The sequence below is a fragment of the Neptunitalea chrysea genome, from assembly GCF_027924145.1.
In the GTDB taxonomy this organism is placed as follows: domain Bacteria; phylum Bacteroidota; class Bacteroidia; order Flavobacteriales; family Flavobacteriaceae; genus Neptunitalea; species Neptunitalea chrysea.
This window is the reverse complement of the sequence record NZ_BRVP01000022.1, coordinates 1-17,008: the sequence shown is the minus strand read 5'-3', so window position 1 is coordinate 17,008 and position 17,008 is coordinate 1. Positions and strand designations below refer to the sequence as shown.

Sequence of the window (17,008 nt, the reverse complement as noted above, 5' to 3'; positions counted from 1 at the left end):
GTATCATAATATAAGGAAATTTTATAAAACTTTGTTTCTGTAATAATTAACCAAAAGAGAAACCACATAGTTATAGCTTTTAAGTCCTTCTTTTTGCTGGTTTGCTTTTAAAAAGGTGTTATAAGTACTTTTAAAAACTGGTTCTGCTTTGTTTTGGTATTTAGCCCAAAAATTTGAAACTTCAATATAATTCAGAATAATACCATAATTAATTTGAGTATTAAATTCCTTAAATTGTTGTTCATCTCTACGTTTCATTTCACCTAAGCAATATCTTAGAACAAATATATAAGCTGAATATTTAAAGTAAATATCATCGTTGTGTACAGCCGCAAGATATCCTATAAAATTGGCCTCATTCTCGGCAGAATAGCCCAATTGGTGAGCTATTTCGTGGCATGATGTAGTAGGGAATTTAAAATTATAAATAAGACCATTTACCTGAGCCTCGTTGGTAAAAGGGTTTAAATAACCACTGTATCCCATATATGTTAGGCCTGTACTATAAAGAGAGTTTTTAATGCTTTTTGGGGTATAGGCAAATTGCGGATATTTTTCAGATAAATGATCGTATCCATTTTTAGTCATCTTAAAAATTTCTTTTTTTGAATACGGAAAGTTAACTTTAATAGAATCCTTTCCTGTAATTTGCAAATGTACCTCGTTGGCTTTATGTATAAGTTTGGTTGTAAATTCAACTAGCTCTTCTGTTGTGTAGCCATCTTTTAAATTAAGACTTTTATGTAGTGGTAGACGGTAATAATTTAAAGCCCAAAGAATATGAAATATTCCGTAAGCTAACGATAATGCCATAAAGACTTCTCTTAAAAATACACGGGTGGTTTTAAAAAATAGCGAACCTTTTAAAATAAAGAACCGCACAATTAAAATACCCAAAAGGGTATACATAATGTCTCCAACTGAAAAAGGAACCCAACCAAAAATATACCTGAATAACTTTGAAAGATATACGTAAAAACCTGTACTGTAGTATTCTTCTATGAATTCTGGATATTTTCCTAAAAGCTTTACAATTATAACCTGAGGAATAATTGATAATGCCAATATTGTTTTCATTTTTTTGGACATGCCTCAAAAATAATTAAAATAACTATTTAGTTGCTGTTAATCGTTACTTTTGCTAAAACTAAATTACTAAAAAATGAATTCCGAAGTACGAAATTTAGAACCTAAAGCCTTATGGAATAACTTTGCCGATTTAAATGCGGTACCTCGTCCGTCTAAAAAAGAAGAACGAGTAATTCAGTTTATAACTGAATTTGGTGAAAAATTAGGGTTAGAAACTATAAGAGATAAGGTTGGTAATGTTATTATTAGAAAACCTGCCACAAGTGCTATGGAAAAAAGACAACCAGTAGTGCTTCAGTCTCATTTAGATATGGTTCACCAAAAAAATGCCGATACTGATTTTGATTTCGACAAACAAGGAATTGAAATGTATGTGGATGGCGATTGGGTAAGAGCTAATGGTACCACCTTAGGAGCAGATAACGGATTAGGTGTTGCGGCAATTATGGCATTACTTGAGAGTACAGATATTCCGCACCCTGATATTGAAGCATTATTTACAATTGATGAGGAAACCGGAATGACTGGTGCTATGGGGCTAGAAGGTGGTTTGTTAAAAGGACAAATACTTCTAAATTTAGATACAGAGGAAGACGATGAGATTAATATAGGATGTGCAGGAGGTGTAGATGTTACTGCAAAACGTTTTTATAATGAAGAGGTTGTACCCGAAAATACGGTAGCTTATAAGATAATCGTTAAAGGATTAAAAGGGGGGCATAGTGGTATGGAAATTCACTGTGGATATGGAAATTCAAATAAAATTATGAATCGTTTGTTATTTGATGGGTTCGAAAATTTTGGTTTACGTATTGCAGAAGTTGAAGGTGGTGGATTGAGAAATGCGATTCCTAGAGAAAGTTTTGCGACTGTTGTTGTAGATAAAGTACATCATGATGCTTTTGCTTTGGAATTTAATCAATTAGCTACAGAAATTAAGAAGGAATTAAAGTATACAGACCCTAATTTACATATTACAGCTGAGGTGGTAACAACACCTGAGGCAGTGATGGAATTAGGAGTGCAAGAAGGAATCACAAGGGCTATTTATGCAGCACACAATGGGGTGTATAAAATGAGCGCCTCTATGGATGACTTAGTTGAAACTAGTAATAACATTGCACGTGTTGTTATTAAAGATGGTAAAATAAAGATTAGCTGTTTAACGAGATCTTCTGTAGAGTCTTCTAAATTAGACTTGGTTAATGCTTTACGTTCATGTTTTGAATTGGTAGGTTGCGAAGTCCGTTTTTCTGGAAGTTACCCAGGCTGGACACCCAATGTTGAATCTCCTATTTTAAAAGTTTTAAAAGCCAAGTATACCGAGCTGTTTGAAGAAGAGCCTGGAGTGGTAGCTTGTCATGCAGGTTTAGAATGTGGTATTTTAGGTCAGAATTATCCTGATATGGATATGATTAGTTTTGGTCCAACAATTAAAGGGGCACATTCACCTGATGAAAGAGCAAGTATTTCTTCGAGTGAAAAATTTTGGAAATATCTAACGGAAATTATTTGTAACATACCTCATAAATAGTGTTGTGTTTTGGATGTATATAATGAACTCGTTTAAACTTTTTTCTTTTTAAATTTTCTCGATGCTACAACAATAAAAGCGATGTAATTAAGACCTTTCCAAGATTCGGTGGTTGTATCGTATCTATTGAGGAGTGATCTAAATCCATCCAACCATGCGTTGGTACGTTCAATGGCATATCGTTGCCTATAAAGTTCTTTATCGAAATATTCATCTCTCTCATGGTTGCTGTTACGTTTGTTAAAACAAATATTGGCATGGATGTTCTTTTGCGAACAAGCTTTTCTTAAGTCTTTTGAGTCAAAACCTGCGTCTGCATTGAGGAATAACCCATCTACAGAAATATTGGCTTCTTCTAAAGTCGCAGTAATCTCTTCAAACTGAACCTCAATATTATATAGGTCGTTATGGTTTCCAGCTATAGGCTCTGACATAGCTAACGGCAAGCCTTGCCTATCAGTCAGGTAGAGTGCATTGGTTGTTTTCCGTTTCTTCCTTCCCTGATAATCAACCTGCTCACCACCTCTGATAGCAGGCGTGTGGCTTCCATCTAAATCCACACTGGAAAGGTCTAGTTTTGAGCGATGACGTTTAAGAAATTTAATCCAGCAAGCTTTCCAAAAACCACACCGACTCCACTTGCGATAATGATAGTAAACCGATTGCCAGCATATAACTTTGTCTTTAAAAAGAGCCTTTACCGGAAGCTGAAACCATTGCACTCCTGTTTTAAGTTTATAAAGTATCGCATTTATAATCTCTGACAAGGGAACCGTTACAGCAAATCCACGACGAGATTTGGGTATATAAGCAACTATTTCCAATTCTATTGTATCTTTGTCAAGTACACTGTACATAAAGGGTTGGTTTTGATAATTATATGTTTAGCAACACAAATATCTACAACCCTTTTCTTTATTCTAAGAAAAGTTTAAATCACTTCAATAAGTAATTATTCATTTAAAGTTATTGGATGCATTATTAAATATATATTTTGAAGTAGTGATGTTTGAAGAAGCTTCTGAATAGGTTTTAGGAAATGTATTGGTAGTAAATTTGATTTTAAGTTTTTTAAATAAAAAAAGAGGTTTGTTTTTCAAACCTCTCTTTATTTCAGGACTAGTCAGAATTTGGTATTCTATAGCCCTAACTTTTTCTTAATATCTTTTGGTAATGCATCTTTATGTATTAGAATAGAGATTGATTTTAATTCTATGTATGCTTTGCTTACGTAAACATATCCTCCATTAGTAACTCTGTTAGGATTTGTACCCCATGAATTCTTAACTTTATAATAGATGGTACCATTCTGATCTTTTAAACTCCCCACAATATGCATTAAGTGATCATCAGTAGTGTTATAGTTTTCAAATTCTTGTTGTCTGTATTCTGGAGTAATTACTTTTTCAGAAACTATTTCTTTTAAACCTTTTAAGGCATCCCCGCTATTTTCAGGAATAAATGCAATACCGTATTTAGCTGAGAATGTTTTTTCTGAAACATCAGTATCCCATTCAATGGTGTATCCTGTTTTTAGGGCATTATCTATAATTGCCGTGAAATCTGTTAATGGAACATTGAGCATAGCTCCATTAGAAAAGTTATCAGGGATATTTAAAATAAAAGATTGATAATAAGGTTGATGAGTAAAGGAAGTAATAGTAATATAATCGTCCATATTAAGTTTGGTCATTTTTAAGAAACTTTCAGGAGTGTATGTTTTTCCTTCATACTCAAATTCGCTTGGTTTTTTACCCATATAAACATCTAATACATTTTCGACAGCTAGTTTCCATTTAGGACTAAGGTTACCCGATTTGCTCAAAATATAATTATCTAGCATAGCTTTTAAAGTACCTTCTAATTCTATATGGTTATATCTTGTTTCGTTAAAAACTAAACCAGAGAAAGCAGTTTCTGGTACCAATCCATTTTGTCTAACTGAATTGATAACATCATGTCCAAGGGCTCCTTGACTAAATTGTGCTTTTCCTTGGCGCATAACATAGTTCCATGCTTTTGTAGAGTAGGTGTTTCGTACGTTAAACATTTCAGAAACATTGATTTTTTTTCCTGTAAGTCTAATGATTTCTGATTCTAAAAATGAAGTAGCAGAAAAACTCCAGCAGGTTCCTGTAATATCTTGGCTTTTGACTTCGGTAGCTTCTATATCTGTTACCGGAGTAAAGATATATTCTTGGGCATGTAGTAAACCTATTGATAATGAAAAACATAAGGTTAAAAAGATTTTTCTCATAGAGTAATTAATTTTAAGGTACGGAAGAAATACGTTAATTTTACCCAAATTAACAAAATATGAGTAACATAGATTGGGTAACTGTAAAAGAATTTACCGATATAACTTATAAAAAATGCGGAGGGGTAGCCCGTATAGCATTCAACAGGCCTGAAGTACGAAACGCTTTCAGACCTCAAACTACCAAAGAGTTGTATGAGGCATTTTATGACGCAAATGAAGATACGTCAATAGGAGTTATTTTATTATCTGCTGAAGGTCCCTCTCCAAAAGATGGTGTATATTCATTTTGTAGTGGAGGAGATCAAAAAGCAAGAGGTCATAAAGGATATGTAGGAGAAGATGGGTATCACCGTTTAAACATCCTAGAAGTGCAACGATTAATTCGTTTTATGCCGAAAGTAGTTATTGCAGTTGTGCCAGGTTGGGCAGTAGGAGGCGGACATAGTTTACACGTGGTATGCGATTTAACACTGGCAAGTAAAGAACATGCTATTTTTAAACAAACCGATGCCGATGTAACCAGTTTTGATGGGGGGTATGGTTCTGCTTATTTAGCCAAAATGGTTGGCCAGAAAAAGGCTCGTGAGATTTTCTTTTTAGGAAGAAATTATTCAGCGCAAGATGCTTATGAAATGGGAATGGTTAATGCCGTGATACCCCATAAAGAGCTTGAAGATACTGCCTATCAATGGGCATTAAAAATATTAGAAAAGTCACCAATCTCTATAAAAATGTTAAAGTTTGCTATGAACTTAACAGACGATGGTATGGTGGGGCAACAAGTATTTGCTGGCGAAGCAACTAGATTGGCTTATATGACAGAAGAGGCGAAAGAAGGTAGAAATGCGTTTCTTGAAAAACGTAAGCCAAATTTTGATAAAAAATATATTCCATAATATAGATTATATGAAACATTGGATACAAGCGGCAAGGTTAAGAACCCTGCCGTTGTCAATTTCGGGCATTTTAGTAGGTACAGCAATAGCCGTTTCTTTTGGATATTTTGATATTACCGTTTTTGTTTTAGCCCTGCTTACAACCATTGGTTTTCAGGTGCTTTCAAATTTTGCAAATGATTATGGTGATGGTGTAAAAGGAACTGATGCTGATAGGGTAGGAGAACAGCGCTTGGTAGGTTCTGGAGTAATAACACCGGCGCAAATGAAAAAGGCTATGATTATTACAAGTGTTATTACCTTAGTAATAGCATTAGTTTTAATATATAAAGCATTTGGTGTAGCGAATTTTGGGTATTCTGCTTTGTTCTTTGTTTTAGGAGTTTCCAGTATTGTTGCGGCCATAAAATATACGGTAGGAAAATCTGCATATGGGTATTCAGGTTTTGGAGATCTCTTTGTTTTTATCTTTTTTGGACTTGTTAGTGTAATAGGATCTTTCTTTTTATACACGCATGTTTTTTATTGGAAAGTAATTTTACCTGCGTTGTCAGTTGGTTTTTTAAGTATAGCAGTACTTAATTTAAATAATATGAGAGATAGAGAAAATGACATTAAAGCAGGTAAAAAAACGATTGTTGTAAAAATAGGACCACAGTTTGCTAAATATTATCATTATTATCTGATTGTCATGGCAATGCTTTCAATGATGTTATATTCAATCATTTCTTTTGAAAGTAGATGGGAAATTGTATATTTGATTTCTTTTATGCCTTTAATAGCGCATCTTATTATAGTTAAAAAGAACAAAGTGCCAGCAATGTTAGATAAAGAATTAAAGAAAGTAGCATTGAGTACTTTCTTTATGTCACTATTGTTTTTGATAGGTAAATTTTTATAAAAGTGATTTAAGAAGTATTTGTTTTAAGAAAGGTTGTTTTAGCTTTAATAGAAAGTAGAACTTGTGATTAATGAAGCCGAAAAGTAGTTTAATATCGTATGGGTATCAAATTTTAATTTGTATCTTTTTTACAAGTCAAATTATTGTTGGGCAAAGTGCTATTAAGTTAAGTGCTTCTAAGGATTATGAGGCCTATCTTAATGCAAAGACAACTACAGATAAATTAAAAAAGTTACTTGATTTAAGTAAATTAGACTATAAAGCTAATCAAGATGAGATAGAGGAATTTCTTAATGGAGTAGAAAAGAAAATTCAGCCAGGTACCGATGAGTTTCGTTACTTTAATTTTGCAAAAGGACATTTTTATAAGAACATAGAAAATCTTAATTCGTCGTTAAAATTTTTTGAAAAAGCTGTAGCGGATTCCTCTTATTTTAGCTCTAAAGAATTGGTTAAACTCTATTCTGAATTATTTAATGGATATCAAAAGACTCTTAACTATGGAGGTAGTATTTATTATCTTGAAAGACTAAAAAGGATTAGAGATACATTAGATTCTAAATCTTCTACTTATTATCATTTAGTTAATTACCACATTACAGAAGAAGATGTTTTCTATAAATTGGGCATGTATAAGAAGGCTATTAATATGTTGCGACCTAAGTATTTTGAAGAATACATAAACGAGAGTCCTGATGAATATCTTTTGATTAGCTATGCAAATAATCTTGGGCTGTATTATTTAAAAGAAAAAAAGATTGATAGTGCTACCATTTTTTTTAGAAGAGCTTTAAGTCATTATAATAAACTTTCGGCAGATGATGATAGGAAGTCTTTACATCTAATGGCCTTGTTGAAGGGTAATTTAGGAGAGGCTTATTATTATCAAGGAGATTTAGATGTGGCCATACGGTTTTTAGAAGAAGAAGTAAATTATCATGAATATTATATGCCTTCTAGCGTGGCTAAATCGGTTATATTCTTGGCTAAGTGTTTTCTAAAAAAAAATGATTTAAAAAAGGTTAAGGAGTATTTAAATTTATTTGAAACGTTAGAGTTTGATCGTGTAGTTTATAAGTCCATAATTCAGGAATATTTAGAAGTATATTCCGAATATAAATATGCTATTCATGATTTTAAAGAATCGTATGAATTTCTTACAGAATCTAACCTTATTAAAGATAGTATATACAATTCACTAACCTCTGATGCCTTTTTACAATCTAAACTAGCTTTTGTTATTTCTACAAAAGAAAATGAAATAAAAGTAAAGAAACGATTATTAGAGAAAAGTAAAGAAAATGAGGCTGTAGCACTTGAAAAAATTTCAAAATTACAATCTTCTCAACAGATAACAGTCCTTTTTTGTAGTGTAGTATTGTTTATACTAATAGGTATCATATTTCTATTAAGGAGAAAGAATAGTAATATTAAACAATTAGAAGCCTCAAAGGAAATTATTGTAGACAATCAATCTGAAATTGAGAGTTTAGCAGAAAACGAGAAACAGAATTATATTGAGATTAATAATCTTACAGAACGATTGATTTCTATTATTTGGGATTTTCCTAATCAGGAAGCTTATTCGGAAAAGTCAAAAGTAACAGTAGAGGTAAACGATTTTATTCAGGATGTAAATTTCTTATTACTTTTAAATAGAAAAATTTTGGAGGAACAACGTATGGATACGATTTCTTTAAATGACTTTTTAAAAAAAGTAGTACCTAGTTTTATAGATGCAGAGATGCGCCCTCAAATAATTGTGAAAGATATGTATCTTAAAGGAAAGGATGTTTTGGCATTATCTCTGTTAATTTATGAACTATACAAAAGTACTTTAGCGTTAGCTAAAAATAACGGTGCTGAAATTCAAATATCGATTTCACAATTAGATAATTGTAAACAACTTGTTTATACTATTAATTCAGGAATAGAAAATAAGGAGTCATATAATTCTAATAGTCACAGACAAGAGCTAGTAAGAGTAATTACAAAAGAACTTAAAGGATATCATAAATTTAGTTCGAACAAAATATTTCTATTTGAATTAATGTTCGACAACTGAAAAGATTAAGCCAATCTATTATCCGCTTCAGTATGGTGTACATAAGAACAATCGTTTTATTATGATGGGTGAAGAAGGCCTAAAGGAAAAGAAATTTATGATTTTGTAATAGTAATTAGGGGTTTATAATTAACAAAATTATATAAATAGATACTTTAAAGTTATGGCTATTAATGTATATTTTTGAATAGAACTAATTATAAACTATTTTAAAATGAAAGTCACATTTTACGGTCAAAACTCATTATATATAGAAACGGAAGGAAAAAAACTATTAGTAGATCCGTTTATTTCACCTAATGAAGCTACTCATGGTATAGTAGATATCAATACATTAGAGGTAGATTATATACTTGTTACACATGCACATCAAGACCATGTATATGATGTTGAGACCATTGCGAAAAGAACTAACGCTGTTATTGTTTCTAATGCGGAGATAGCATCTTATTATGGAGAAAAAGGGTTTCAAACACATCCAATGAATCATGGTGGTACCTGGGAATTTGATTTTGGAAGCTTAAAATACGTTACAGCCATACATTCTTCTACCTTTCCTGATGGAAAAAGCGGTGGTTTACCAGGAGGTTTTGTATTGGTTTCATGTGGTAAAACTGTGTATATAGCCGGAGATACTTCCCTAACGTTAGATATGAAGTTAATCCCTATGTTTTTTAAACTAGACTTAGCGATATTACCAATTGGAGATAACTTTACAATGGGAGTAGACGAAGCTGTTGTGGCTGCTGAGTTTGTTGAATGTGATAAGATTTTAGGATGTCATTACGATACTTTTGGATACATTAAAATAGACCATGATTATGCGAAATCAACCTTTGAACAAAAAGGGAAAGAATTGATTTTATTAAATATAGGAGCAAGTATTAATGTGTAAAATGTAATTGGATTATTGAAAATTTACATTTTGCAATGGGCTTTGTCTCTAACATAATATCTTTGTTAAGATAAAGGCTCAAATGATTATAGAATTATACTTAATAGCAATAAAGGGGTGTACTTCAGATGAAATTGTAGGTGAAGATATCATTAGTAAATGGTTTTAAAAATAAGCCACGTAATACAATATTTATAAACTATATAGTTAGTAATTACTTTGAATAATAATGTACCTTATAGCTTTTAAAATATGAAGGCTACTTATAAAAAATACATATTAGATTTTAAACGCCCCAGTGGAACCTCTAGGGGTGTTTTGCTTAAAAAAGAAACCTGGTTTATTTTATTAGAAGATAAAGATTCTATTGGAATTGGTGAATGCGGAATTTTAAGAGCATTGAGTTTTGATGACAGACCAGATTATGAGGAAAAGCTACAATGGGTTTGTAACAATATTCATTTAGGATTGGATGTGTTGTATAAAGAATTGTCCGATTTTCCATCTATACAGTTTGGGTTAGAGCAGGCTTTTGATTCGTTGTATGCTGAAAATCCGTATGTTTTGTATCCATCCGATTTTACTTCAAAAGAGGCTCCAATAGCCATAAATGGATTAATTTGGATGGGAGAGAAGGAATATATGAAGTCTCAAATTATAGATAAGCTTAATGCCGGATTTACCTGTATTAAATTAAAGATAGGTGCGATTGATTTTGAAACGGAATTAGATTTACTTAAGTATATAAGAGAACAGTTTTCTGAGGATGATATAGAAATTAGGGTAGATGCTAATGGTGCATTTAGTCATGATAGGGCATTAGAAAATTTGAAGCGACTATCAGCATTTAAACTACACTCAATAGAACAACCTATTAGGGCAGGAAGTTGGGATGTTATGGCTAGTTTATGTGAGGTGACTCCACTGCCAATAGCATTGGATGAAGAATTAATTGGTATTACTACATTTAAAAGAAAGCAAGAGCTAATAGAAACTATTAAGCCTCAATATATTATTTTAAAACCTAGTTTAGTTGGTGGAATTAAAGGAAGCTTGGAATGGATACAATTAGCAGAAAAAAATAGAGTAGAATGGTGGATAACCAGTGCTTTAGAGAGTAATATAGGTTTAAATGCAATTGCTCAGTTTACGTTTACTTTAGATAACAATATGCCACAAGGGCTAGGTACGGGAGCTTTGTATACCAATAATTTTGATAGTCCATTAATAGTTAAATCAGGCAAACTTATATATTCCAATTCAGGTAAGTGGAACTTCAATTTATAAAATACTAGTATGTATATAGAACAAGCGCTTAAAAGCAAACATGAATGGTGGCGATACTTAATAGGTTTTGTCATTGTAATTGTGGCTTGGCTAATTATAGGTAGACTACCAATGCAGCTATTGATAGCTTATAAAAAAAACACTCTAGGTGTTGAGGCTCATAGTTTAAATGAGATTATAAATCTTTTGGGTAATAATACTTATCTGGTATTATATATTGTAAGCTTTGCCATTGGACTGTTTACATTATTTGTTGTGGTTCAGAACCTGCATAAATTCACAATACTTAAATTAACTACAAGTCGTTCTAAATTTGACTGGAATCGGTTTTTTATGAGTTTTTTCACCATCTCACTTGCTAGTTTATTAACTGTATACATCAGCTATAAAATATACCCTGAGGTGTTTATACTTAACTTTGATTTGGAGAAATTTGTCATGTTGTTTTTGGTGGTACTTTTACTTCCAATTCAGACAAGTTTAGAAGAATATATATTTAGAGGATATCTAATGCAAGGTTTAGGGGTAAGTAGTATGTGTAAATGGATTCCTTTTATAGGTACATCTGTATTATTTGGAATTATGCATTTGGGAAACCCAGAGATTGCCCAAATGGGGGATGTTGTATTGGTGTTTTATATTGGAACGGGGTTTACTTTGGGTATAATGACGTTAATGGATGAGGGGATGGAACTCGCCCTAGGTTTTCATGCCGCTAATAATATGATTGGTGCCTTATTGGTGACTGCAGACTGGACGGTTATTCAAACAGATTCGGTATTTAAAAATATTGGAGATCCTAAAGTGGGGATAGAGATCTTTATCCCTATTGTTATTCAAATATTAATTTTATTTATTTTTTCTAAAATTTATAAATGGAATGGTTGGAAGGAGAAATTGTTTGGTAAATTGCATACTTTAAAAGAAGAAACTACTAACAAAAAATATTAGACCATGGAAATGCAAGTACCCGGTTTTAAAAATATTCATAACAGATTTAAATTAAACGGATACCATTTTTCAAGAGAAAACCTGAATGATGTTGCTTATACTTTTATTAAGGAAGGTAAACCTCATGAAAGAGAGATTGGAAACTTTTTATTGGATTGGTTAGATCAAAAAGATTATGTAGAGGTGCAGACTTCTGGGTCTACGGGTGCTCCTAAAAGAATTCGTTTGGATAAAAATAAAATGGTAAATTCTGCAATTGCTACAGGAAACCATTTTAAATTGGAAGTAGGAGATAGAGCTTTACATTGTTTATCTGCTAATTATATAGCAGGTAAAATGATGTTAGTGAGAGCAATGATTTTAGGGTTGGAGATTGATATTGTGCCACCGGATAAGTATCCTTTGTTATATAATGAGAAAGAATACGATTTTTGTGCCATGGTACCTATGCAGGTAAAGTATTCGCTAGAAGAACTTCACAGAGTTAAAAAAATTATAGTGGGTGGAGCACCATTAACACCAGGATTAAAAGCCGAGTTACAAAGCATTCCGTCTTATATTTATGAAACCTATGGAATGACTGAGACCATAACACATATTGCCTCAAGAAAAGTAAACAAGTTTAAAAAAGGTAAGGAGTATACGTACTTTAAAGTCATGTCGGGTGTAAATATAAGTACAGATGATCGTAGTTGCTTGGTAATTGATGCACCAAATGTTTCAGATGAAAAGGTGGTAACCAATGATGTAGTAAATCTACTTTCTAAACGTAAATTTGAATGGTTAGGACGTATTGATAATGCTATTAACTCTGGAGGTATTAAGTTATTTCCAGAAAGAATTGAGGCGAAATTAGATACTATTAAAAAGCCATATTTTGTTACTGGTATGCCAGATGAAAATTTAGGAGAAAAAGTTGTTTTGATAGTAGAGTGTGCTAAAGAGGAAGTGGTTGCTTTGGTAAAAAAACAAATAGAAGAAGCTGGTTTAGAAAAATATGAAAAGCCTAAAGAGGTTATAGCATTACAAAAATTTGTACGTACATTAAATGATAAAATCATACGTACAGAAACATTGGCCTTGATAGAAAAGAGTTAACTAAATGATATTACTAGTTTACTCTTTGGTAATAGGGGTTTACTCATTTAGTATTGAATAATATTGATTGACTTTATAGTTTAGTTAAAAATTAAAACAACAAAACTATGAAGTCAATTTTTTTTGTATTTGTATTTATGGGTATTATAAGTGTAAATGCGCAACAGATAAAGAAGAAAACGGAAGATTGTAATGGTTCTGTAACTTGTTATACAGTATCTTCAGATAAGTTTATTTTAAACAGTTGGCAAGATGTATACAATGCATTGTATGCAACGGTACCGGGAATAGGTATAAGGTATGATCAGTTCTATCAACTTCAAAAGCTTTGTATGCGAAATCAAGAGGAACATGTGGTTTATATAGATGGGGTTAGAAGTTCTATGGAAATGCTAAAAGCGTTAAACCCTTCAAATATTGAAAGTATTGTTTTAATGCCTAGTGGGGTAAATACCGTTGGCAGATATCGTTAAAAATATAATTGCAGATTCTTGGCAAGAAAATTGTTTTAAGATAGTAGCATACAAAAATAAGGGTTCGGGAGAAAATAGTCTCAAAGCATACGGAAGTTAATTTTAGTGAAGTTTTGGGGCTATTTTATTAAAAATCCTGAATTGACTTATATGACAGTAGATACTGTGGTAACTTCTAATAGTAATTATAAGTTGATGGAAAAATCGGTAACTGCTAAAGAATTACAAACTAAACTTAGTAAAGCCGACCTGTTACCTACATTTACAGTAGGTATGGCAGGTACCCAGTTAGGTAGTTTTAACAATACGTTCAACAGTCGGGTTGTACCAGTAGCTATGGGAACATTAACCATTCCTATTTCTGATTGGTGGGGAGCCGGAAGACAAAAAGTAAAACAGAAAAAATTGGATGTTGCTATTGCTAAAAATAATTTGGATGATGTAAAAGATAAGTTACAATTGGCTATTATGCAAAGTTGGTATAACGTTACCAATGCGTATGAGCAAATTCATTTTGCAGAAATTAATAACCAACAAGCTACAGAAAATTTAGAAGTGAATACCGATAATTATGCGGCAGGACTGTCAGGATTAACCGAGTTATTAGATGCACAACGTATTCAACAACAGGCAGCAAGTAGCTTGGTGAATGCCTATGCAAATTTTAAAAATAAAGAGGTATTATACCTATATAGAACAGATTCTTTGGAAGAAAACTAATGTTATCAATTTAATATTGTAATATCTACAACTTTTTAGCAGAAACCTATGAAAGGAATTGCAATAAGTTTTAAAACATTTGTACATTTGTTATGATTGGTTAAAAATTAGACTTCAAATAAAACGTATTATGACTCAATATGATGTAGCCGTTATAGGCTCGGGTCCCGGTGGTTATGTAGCAGCAATTCGTTGCGCTCAGCTGGGAATGAAAACTGCAATAATAGAAAAGTATGCTACCCTTGGTGGAACATGTTTAAATGTTGGGTGTATCCCATCTAAAGCGTTGTTAGATTCTACGCACCATTATCATGATGCCATTAAGCATTTTGAAGAACACGGAATTGAAATTTCTGGTGAGGTAAAAGCGAACCTTGAAAAAATGATTGCCCGTAAACAAGGAGTTGTTGATCAGACAACTAAGGGAATCGATTTTTTAATGGATAAGAATAAAATTGATGTTTTTCGCGGAGTAGGTAGTTTTGAAGACGCTACACATATTAGTATAGCGAAAGCAGAAGGTGAAACAGAAACTATTGAGGCAAAAAATACCATTATTGCTACAGGTTCTAAGCCTTCGTCTTTACCATTTATTTCAGTAGATAAAGAGCGTGTAATTACTTCTACAGAGGCATTAAAGCTTAAAGAAATACCGAAGCACTTAGTAATTATTGGTGGGGGAGTTATTGGTCTTGAATTAGGACAGGTGTATAGCCGTTTAGGAGCAAAGGTATCTGTAGTTGAGTTTATGGATAGAATTATTCCGGGTATGGATGGTGCGCTGTCTAAAGAGCTTACTAAGGTGCTTAAAAAACAAGGCTTTAAATTTTATACATCTCATAAAGTAAAAGATGTTACCAGAGAGGGTGATACCGTTACTGTGAAAGCAGATGATAAAAAAGGAAATGAAGTTGTTTTTGAAGGGGATTACTGTTTAGTATCGGTAGGTAGACGTCCGTACACAGATGGTTTAAATGCAGAAGCTGCTGGTGTTAAGCTTACAGAAAGAGGGCAAATAGAAACAAACGATCATTTACAAACATCTGTTTCTAATATTTATGCTATTGGAGATGTAGTTAAAGGTGCTATGCTAGCGCATAAAGCGGAAGAAGAAGGAGTAATGGTTGCAGAGATATTAGCGGGTCAAAAACCACATATTGATTATAACTTAATTCCTGGAGTTGTTTATACTTGGCCAGAAGTTGCTGCTGTTGGTAAAACAGAGGAGCAATTAAAAGAGGCTGGTGTAAAATATAAATCAGGTCAGTTTCCTATGAGAGCTTTAGGTAGATCTAGAGCAAGTACGGATATCGACGGATTTATTAAGGTACTTGCTGATGAAGCTACCGATGAGGTATTAGGAGTGCATATGATTGGAGCGCGTGTAGCCGATTTAATTGCTGAGGCAGTTACGGCTATGGAGTTTAGAGCATCTGCAGAGGATATTTCTAGAATGAGCCATGCGCACCCTACGTACGCAGAGGCGGTTAAGGAAGCTGCATTGGCTGCAACAGATAACAGAGCATTACATTCGTAATGTTTTTTGTGAAAATATATTTTAAAAGGCTGTCTATAGACAGCCTTTTGTCTTATAAAAAATACTAAATTATGACTACTTTATTTGTAAATATACAAGAGTTACTTCAGGTTAGAGATTCAGATATAGCATTTGTAGCAGGAGCTGATATGAAGATTTTACCATCTATTAAAAATGCTTACTTACTGATTGAAGGTGATGAAATTAAGGATTTTGGGGAAATGAGCGATTTGCCCTTTATAGAGGCGGATACTATTGAAGATTGTGCCGGTAAAATTGTATTACCTACTTGGTATGATAGCCATACTCATATTGTGTACGCCGGGAATAGAGAGTTGGAGTTTGTGGACCGAATTAATGGATTGAGTTATGAAGAAATAGCTAATAGAGGAGGAGGTATTTTAAACTCTGCTAAAAAGCTACAAGAAACCTCAGAGGATGATTTGTATGAGCAGTCTAAATTACGCTTGATGGAGGTTATGAAAATGGGAACTGGTGGTGTTGAAATAAAATCGGGATACGGATTAACTACCGAGGCAGAACTTAAAATGCTTAGGGTTATAAAGCGCCTGAAAGAAGAGTTCTCCTTACCTATAAAGGCTACTTTTTTAGGAGCTCATGCTTTTCCGGCTGAATATAAAAATAATCATGAAGGATATATTGATGTGTTAATTAATGAAATGTTGCCTAAAGTAGCAGCCGAAAATTTAGCCGAATTTGTAGATGCCTTTTGTGAAACAGGTTATTTTTCGGTAGCACAAACCCGTAAGATAGTAGAAGCGGCAAAGCAATATGGTTTAGTGCCTAAGATTCATGTGAATCAATTTACTATGATTAATGGAATTGAGATGGCTGTTGATTGCAAGGCATTATCGGTAGATCATTTAGAGGTATTGAATGATGCAGATGTTGAGGTATTAAAAGGTTCGGGTACTATGCCGGTAGCATTGCCAAGTTGTTCTTATTTTATAAGCATACCGTATACACCAGCTCGTAAGTTAATTGATAATGGATTACCATTGGCGTTGGCTTCAGATTATAATCCGGGGACTACGCCAAGTGGAAATATGAATTTTGTGGTAGCTACTGCATGCATAAAGATGAAAATAACACCCGAAGAGGCCATTAATGCGGCTACTATAAATGGTGCTTATGCAATGAATTTATCAAGGGAGTATGGTAGTATTACAAAGGGTAAAAAAGCAAATGTAATGATTACTAAACCTGTACCTTCATTTTATTACTTGCCGTATTCGTTTGGTGAGCAACTTATAGATAAAGTAATGATACAAGGAAACTTTA

At 32.9% G+C, this 17,008-nt stretch carries 15 protein-coding genes; 12 read left to right on the top strand and 3 right to left on the bottom strand.

The window, feature by feature from the left end:
• Nucleotides 1-21: 21 nt before the first annotated feature.
• Complete coding sequence (locus NBRC110019_RS13880) at nucleotides 22-1,077, bottom strand: DUF3810 domain-containing protein (RefSeq protein WP_281755826.1); 1,056 nt, start codon at nucleotides 1,075-1,077, stop codon at nucleotides 22-24.
• 85 nt (nucleotides 1,078-1,162) lie between these two features.
• Here NBRC110019_RS13880 and NBRC110019_RS13875 point away from each other — a divergent pair, with 85 nt between their 5' ends.
• A complete protein-coding gene (locus NBRC110019_RS13875; protein WP_281755824.1) occupies nucleotides 1,163-2,623 on the top strand; it encodes an aminoacyl-histidine dipeptidase in 1,461 nt (486 codons plus the stop codon).
• Nucleotides 2,624-2,655: 32 nt separating this feature from the next.
• Here NBRC110019_RS13875 and NBRC110019_RS13870 read toward each other — a convergent pair whose 3' ends face one another.
• A complete protein-coding gene (locus tag NBRC110019_RS13870; protein ID WP_281755822.1) occupies nucleotides 2,656-3,480 on the bottom strand; it encodes an IS5 family transposase in 825 nt (274 codons plus the stop codon).
• 281 nt (nucleotides 3,481-3,761) lie between these two features.
• Nucleotides 3,762-4,880, bottom strand: coding sequence for a C1 family peptidase (locus NBRC110019_RS13865; RefSeq protein WP_281755820.1), 1,119 nt, complete (start codon nucleotides 4,878-4,880; stop codon nucleotides 3,762-3,764).
• A 59-nt stretch (nucleotides 4,881-4,939) separates the two neighbouring features.
• Here NBRC110019_RS13865 and NBRC110019_RS13860 point away from each other — a divergent pair, with 59 nt between their 5' ends.
• The 11 genes from NBRC110019_RS13860 to hutI all read left to right on the top strand — a co-directional run.
• Nucleotides 4,940-5,779, top strand: coding sequence for a 1,4-dihydroxy-2-naphthoyl-CoA synthase (locus NBRC110019_RS13860; RefSeq protein WP_281755818.1), 840 nt, complete (start codon nucleotides 4,940-4,942; stop codon nucleotides 5,777-5,779).
• Nucleotides 5,780-5,789: 10 nt separating this feature from the next.
• Entirely contained in the window at nucleotides 5,790-6,680 is an 891-nt protein-coding gene (gene menA, locus NBRC110019_RS13855) for a 1,4-dihydroxy-2-naphthoate octaprenyltransferase (RefSeq protein ID WP_281755816.1), read from the top strand.
• A gap of 70 nt (nucleotides 6,681-6,750) precedes the next feature.
• Nucleotides 6,751-8,745, top strand: a complete 1,995-nt coding sequence (locus NBRC110019_RS13850) for a tetratricopeptide repeat protein (protein WP_281755814.1) — start codon at nucleotides 6,751-6,753, stop codon at nucleotides 8,743-8,745.
• A 214-nt stretch (nucleotides 8,746-8,959) separates the two neighbouring features.
• Nucleotides 8,960-9,640 (top strand): metal-dependent hydrolase, encoded by a 681-nt coding sequence (locus tag NBRC110019_RS13845; protein ID WP_281755812.1) that lies wholly within the window; start codon nucleotides 8,960-8,962, stop codon nucleotides 9,638-9,640.
• 252 nt (nucleotides 9,641-9,892) lie between these two features.
• Entirely contained in the window at nucleotides 9,893-10,927 is a 1,035-nt protein-coding gene (locus NBRC110019_RS13840; RefSeq protein ID WP_281755810.1) for an o-succinylbenzoate synthase, read from the top strand.
• A 9-nt stretch (nucleotides 10,928-10,936) separates the two neighbouring features.
• Nucleotides 10,937-11,878, top strand: coding sequence for a CPBP family intramembrane glutamic endopeptidase (locus NBRC110019_RS13835; protein WP_281755808.1), 942 nt, complete (start codon nucleotides 10,937-10,939; stop codon nucleotides 11,876-11,878).
• Nucleotides 11,879-11,881: 3 nt separating this feature from the next.
• Nucleotides 11,882-12,976, top strand: coding sequence for an AMP-binding protein (locus NBRC110019_RS13830; protein WP_281755806.1), 1,095 nt, complete (start codon nucleotides 11,882-11,884; stop codon nucleotides 12,974-12,976).
• Nucleotides 12,977-13,083: 107 nt separating this feature from the next.
• Nucleotides 13,084-13,449 (top strand): hypothetical protein, encoded by a 366-nt coding sequence (locus NBRC110019_RS13825; RefSeq protein WP_281755804.1) that lies wholly within the window; start codon nucleotides 13,084-13,086, stop codon nucleotides 13,447-13,449.
• Between the two features lie 150 nt (nucleotides 13,450-13,599).
• A complete protein-coding gene (locus tag NBRC110019_RS13820; protein ID WP_281755802.1) occupies nucleotides 13,600-14,169 on the top strand; it encodes a TolC family protein in 570 nt (189 codons plus the stop codon).
• A gap of 130 nt (nucleotides 14,170-14,299) precedes the next feature.
• Complete coding sequence (gene lpdA, locus NBRC110019_RS13815) at nucleotides 14,300-15,706, top strand: dihydrolipoyl dehydrogenase (protein ID WP_281755800.1); 1,407 nt, start codon at nucleotides 14,300-14,302, stop codon at nucleotides 15,704-15,706.
• Between the two features lie 71 nt (nucleotides 15,707-15,777).
• A partial coding sequence (gene hutI / locus NBRC110019_RS13810) for an imidazolonepropionase (RefSeq protein WP_281755798.1) occupies nucleotides 15,778-17,008 on the top strand: 1,231 nt, incomplete at its 3' end.

What these genes read in the sequence shown, in the direction of transcription:
- NBRC110019_RS13880 (WP_281755826.1), bottom strand. Translation starts at nt 1,077, where the DNA reads ATGAAAACAATATTGGCATTATCAATTATTCCTCAGGTTATAATTGTA.
- NBRC110019_RS13875 (WP_281755824.1), top strand. Translation starts at nt 1,163, where the DNA reads ATGAATTCCGAAGTACGAAATTTAGAACCTAAAGCCTTATGGAATAAC.
- NBRC110019_RS13870 (WP_281755822.1), bottom strand. Translation starts at nt 3,480, where the DNA reads ATGTACAGTGTACTTGACAAAGATACAATAGAATTGGAAATAGTTGCT.
- NBRC110019_RS13865 (WP_281755820.1), bottom strand. Translation starts at nt 4,880, where the DNA reads ATGAGAAAAATCTTTTTAACCTTATGTTTTTCATTATCAATAGGTTTA.
- NBRC110019_RS13860 (WP_281755818.1), top strand. Translation starts at nt 4,940, where the DNA reads ATGAGTAACATAGATTGGGTAACTGTAAAAGAATTTACCGATATAACT.
- menA (WP_281755816.1), top strand. Translation starts at nt 5,790, where the DNA reads ATGAAACATTGGATACAAGCGGCAAGGTTAAGAACCCTGCCGTTGTCA.
- NBRC110019_RS13850 (WP_281755814.1), top strand. Translation starts at nt 6,751, where the DNA reads ATGAAGCCGAAAAGTAGTTTAATATCGTATGGGTATCAAATTTTAATT.
- NBRC110019_RS13845 (WP_281755812.1), top strand. Translation starts at nt 8,960, where the DNA reads ATGAAAGTCACATTTTACGGTCAAAACTCATTATATATAGAAACGGAA.
- NBRC110019_RS13840 (WP_281755810.1), top strand. Translation starts at nt 9,893, where the DNA reads ATGAAGGCTACTTATAAAAAATACATATTAGATTTTAAACGCCCCAGT.
- NBRC110019_RS13835 (WP_281755808.1), top strand. Translation starts at nt 10,937, where the DNA reads ATGTATATAGAACAAGCGCTTAAAAGCAAACATGAATGGTGGCGATAC.
- NBRC110019_RS13830 (WP_281755806.1), top strand. Translation starts at nt 11,882, where the DNA reads ATGGAAATGCAAGTACCCGGTTTTAAAAATATTCATAACAGATTTAAA.
- NBRC110019_RS13825 (WP_281755804.1), top strand. Translation starts at nt 13,084, where the DNA reads ATGAAGTCAATTTTTTTTGTATTTGTATTTATGGGTATTATAAGTGTA.
- NBRC110019_RS13820 (WP_281755802.1), top strand. Translation starts at nt 13,600, where the DNA reads ATGACAGTAGATACTGTGGTAACTTCTAATAGTAATTATAAGTTGATG.
- lpdA (WP_281755800.1), top strand. Translation starts at nt 14,300, where the DNA reads ATGACTCAATATGATGTAGCCGTTATAGGCTCGGGTCCCGGTGGTTAT.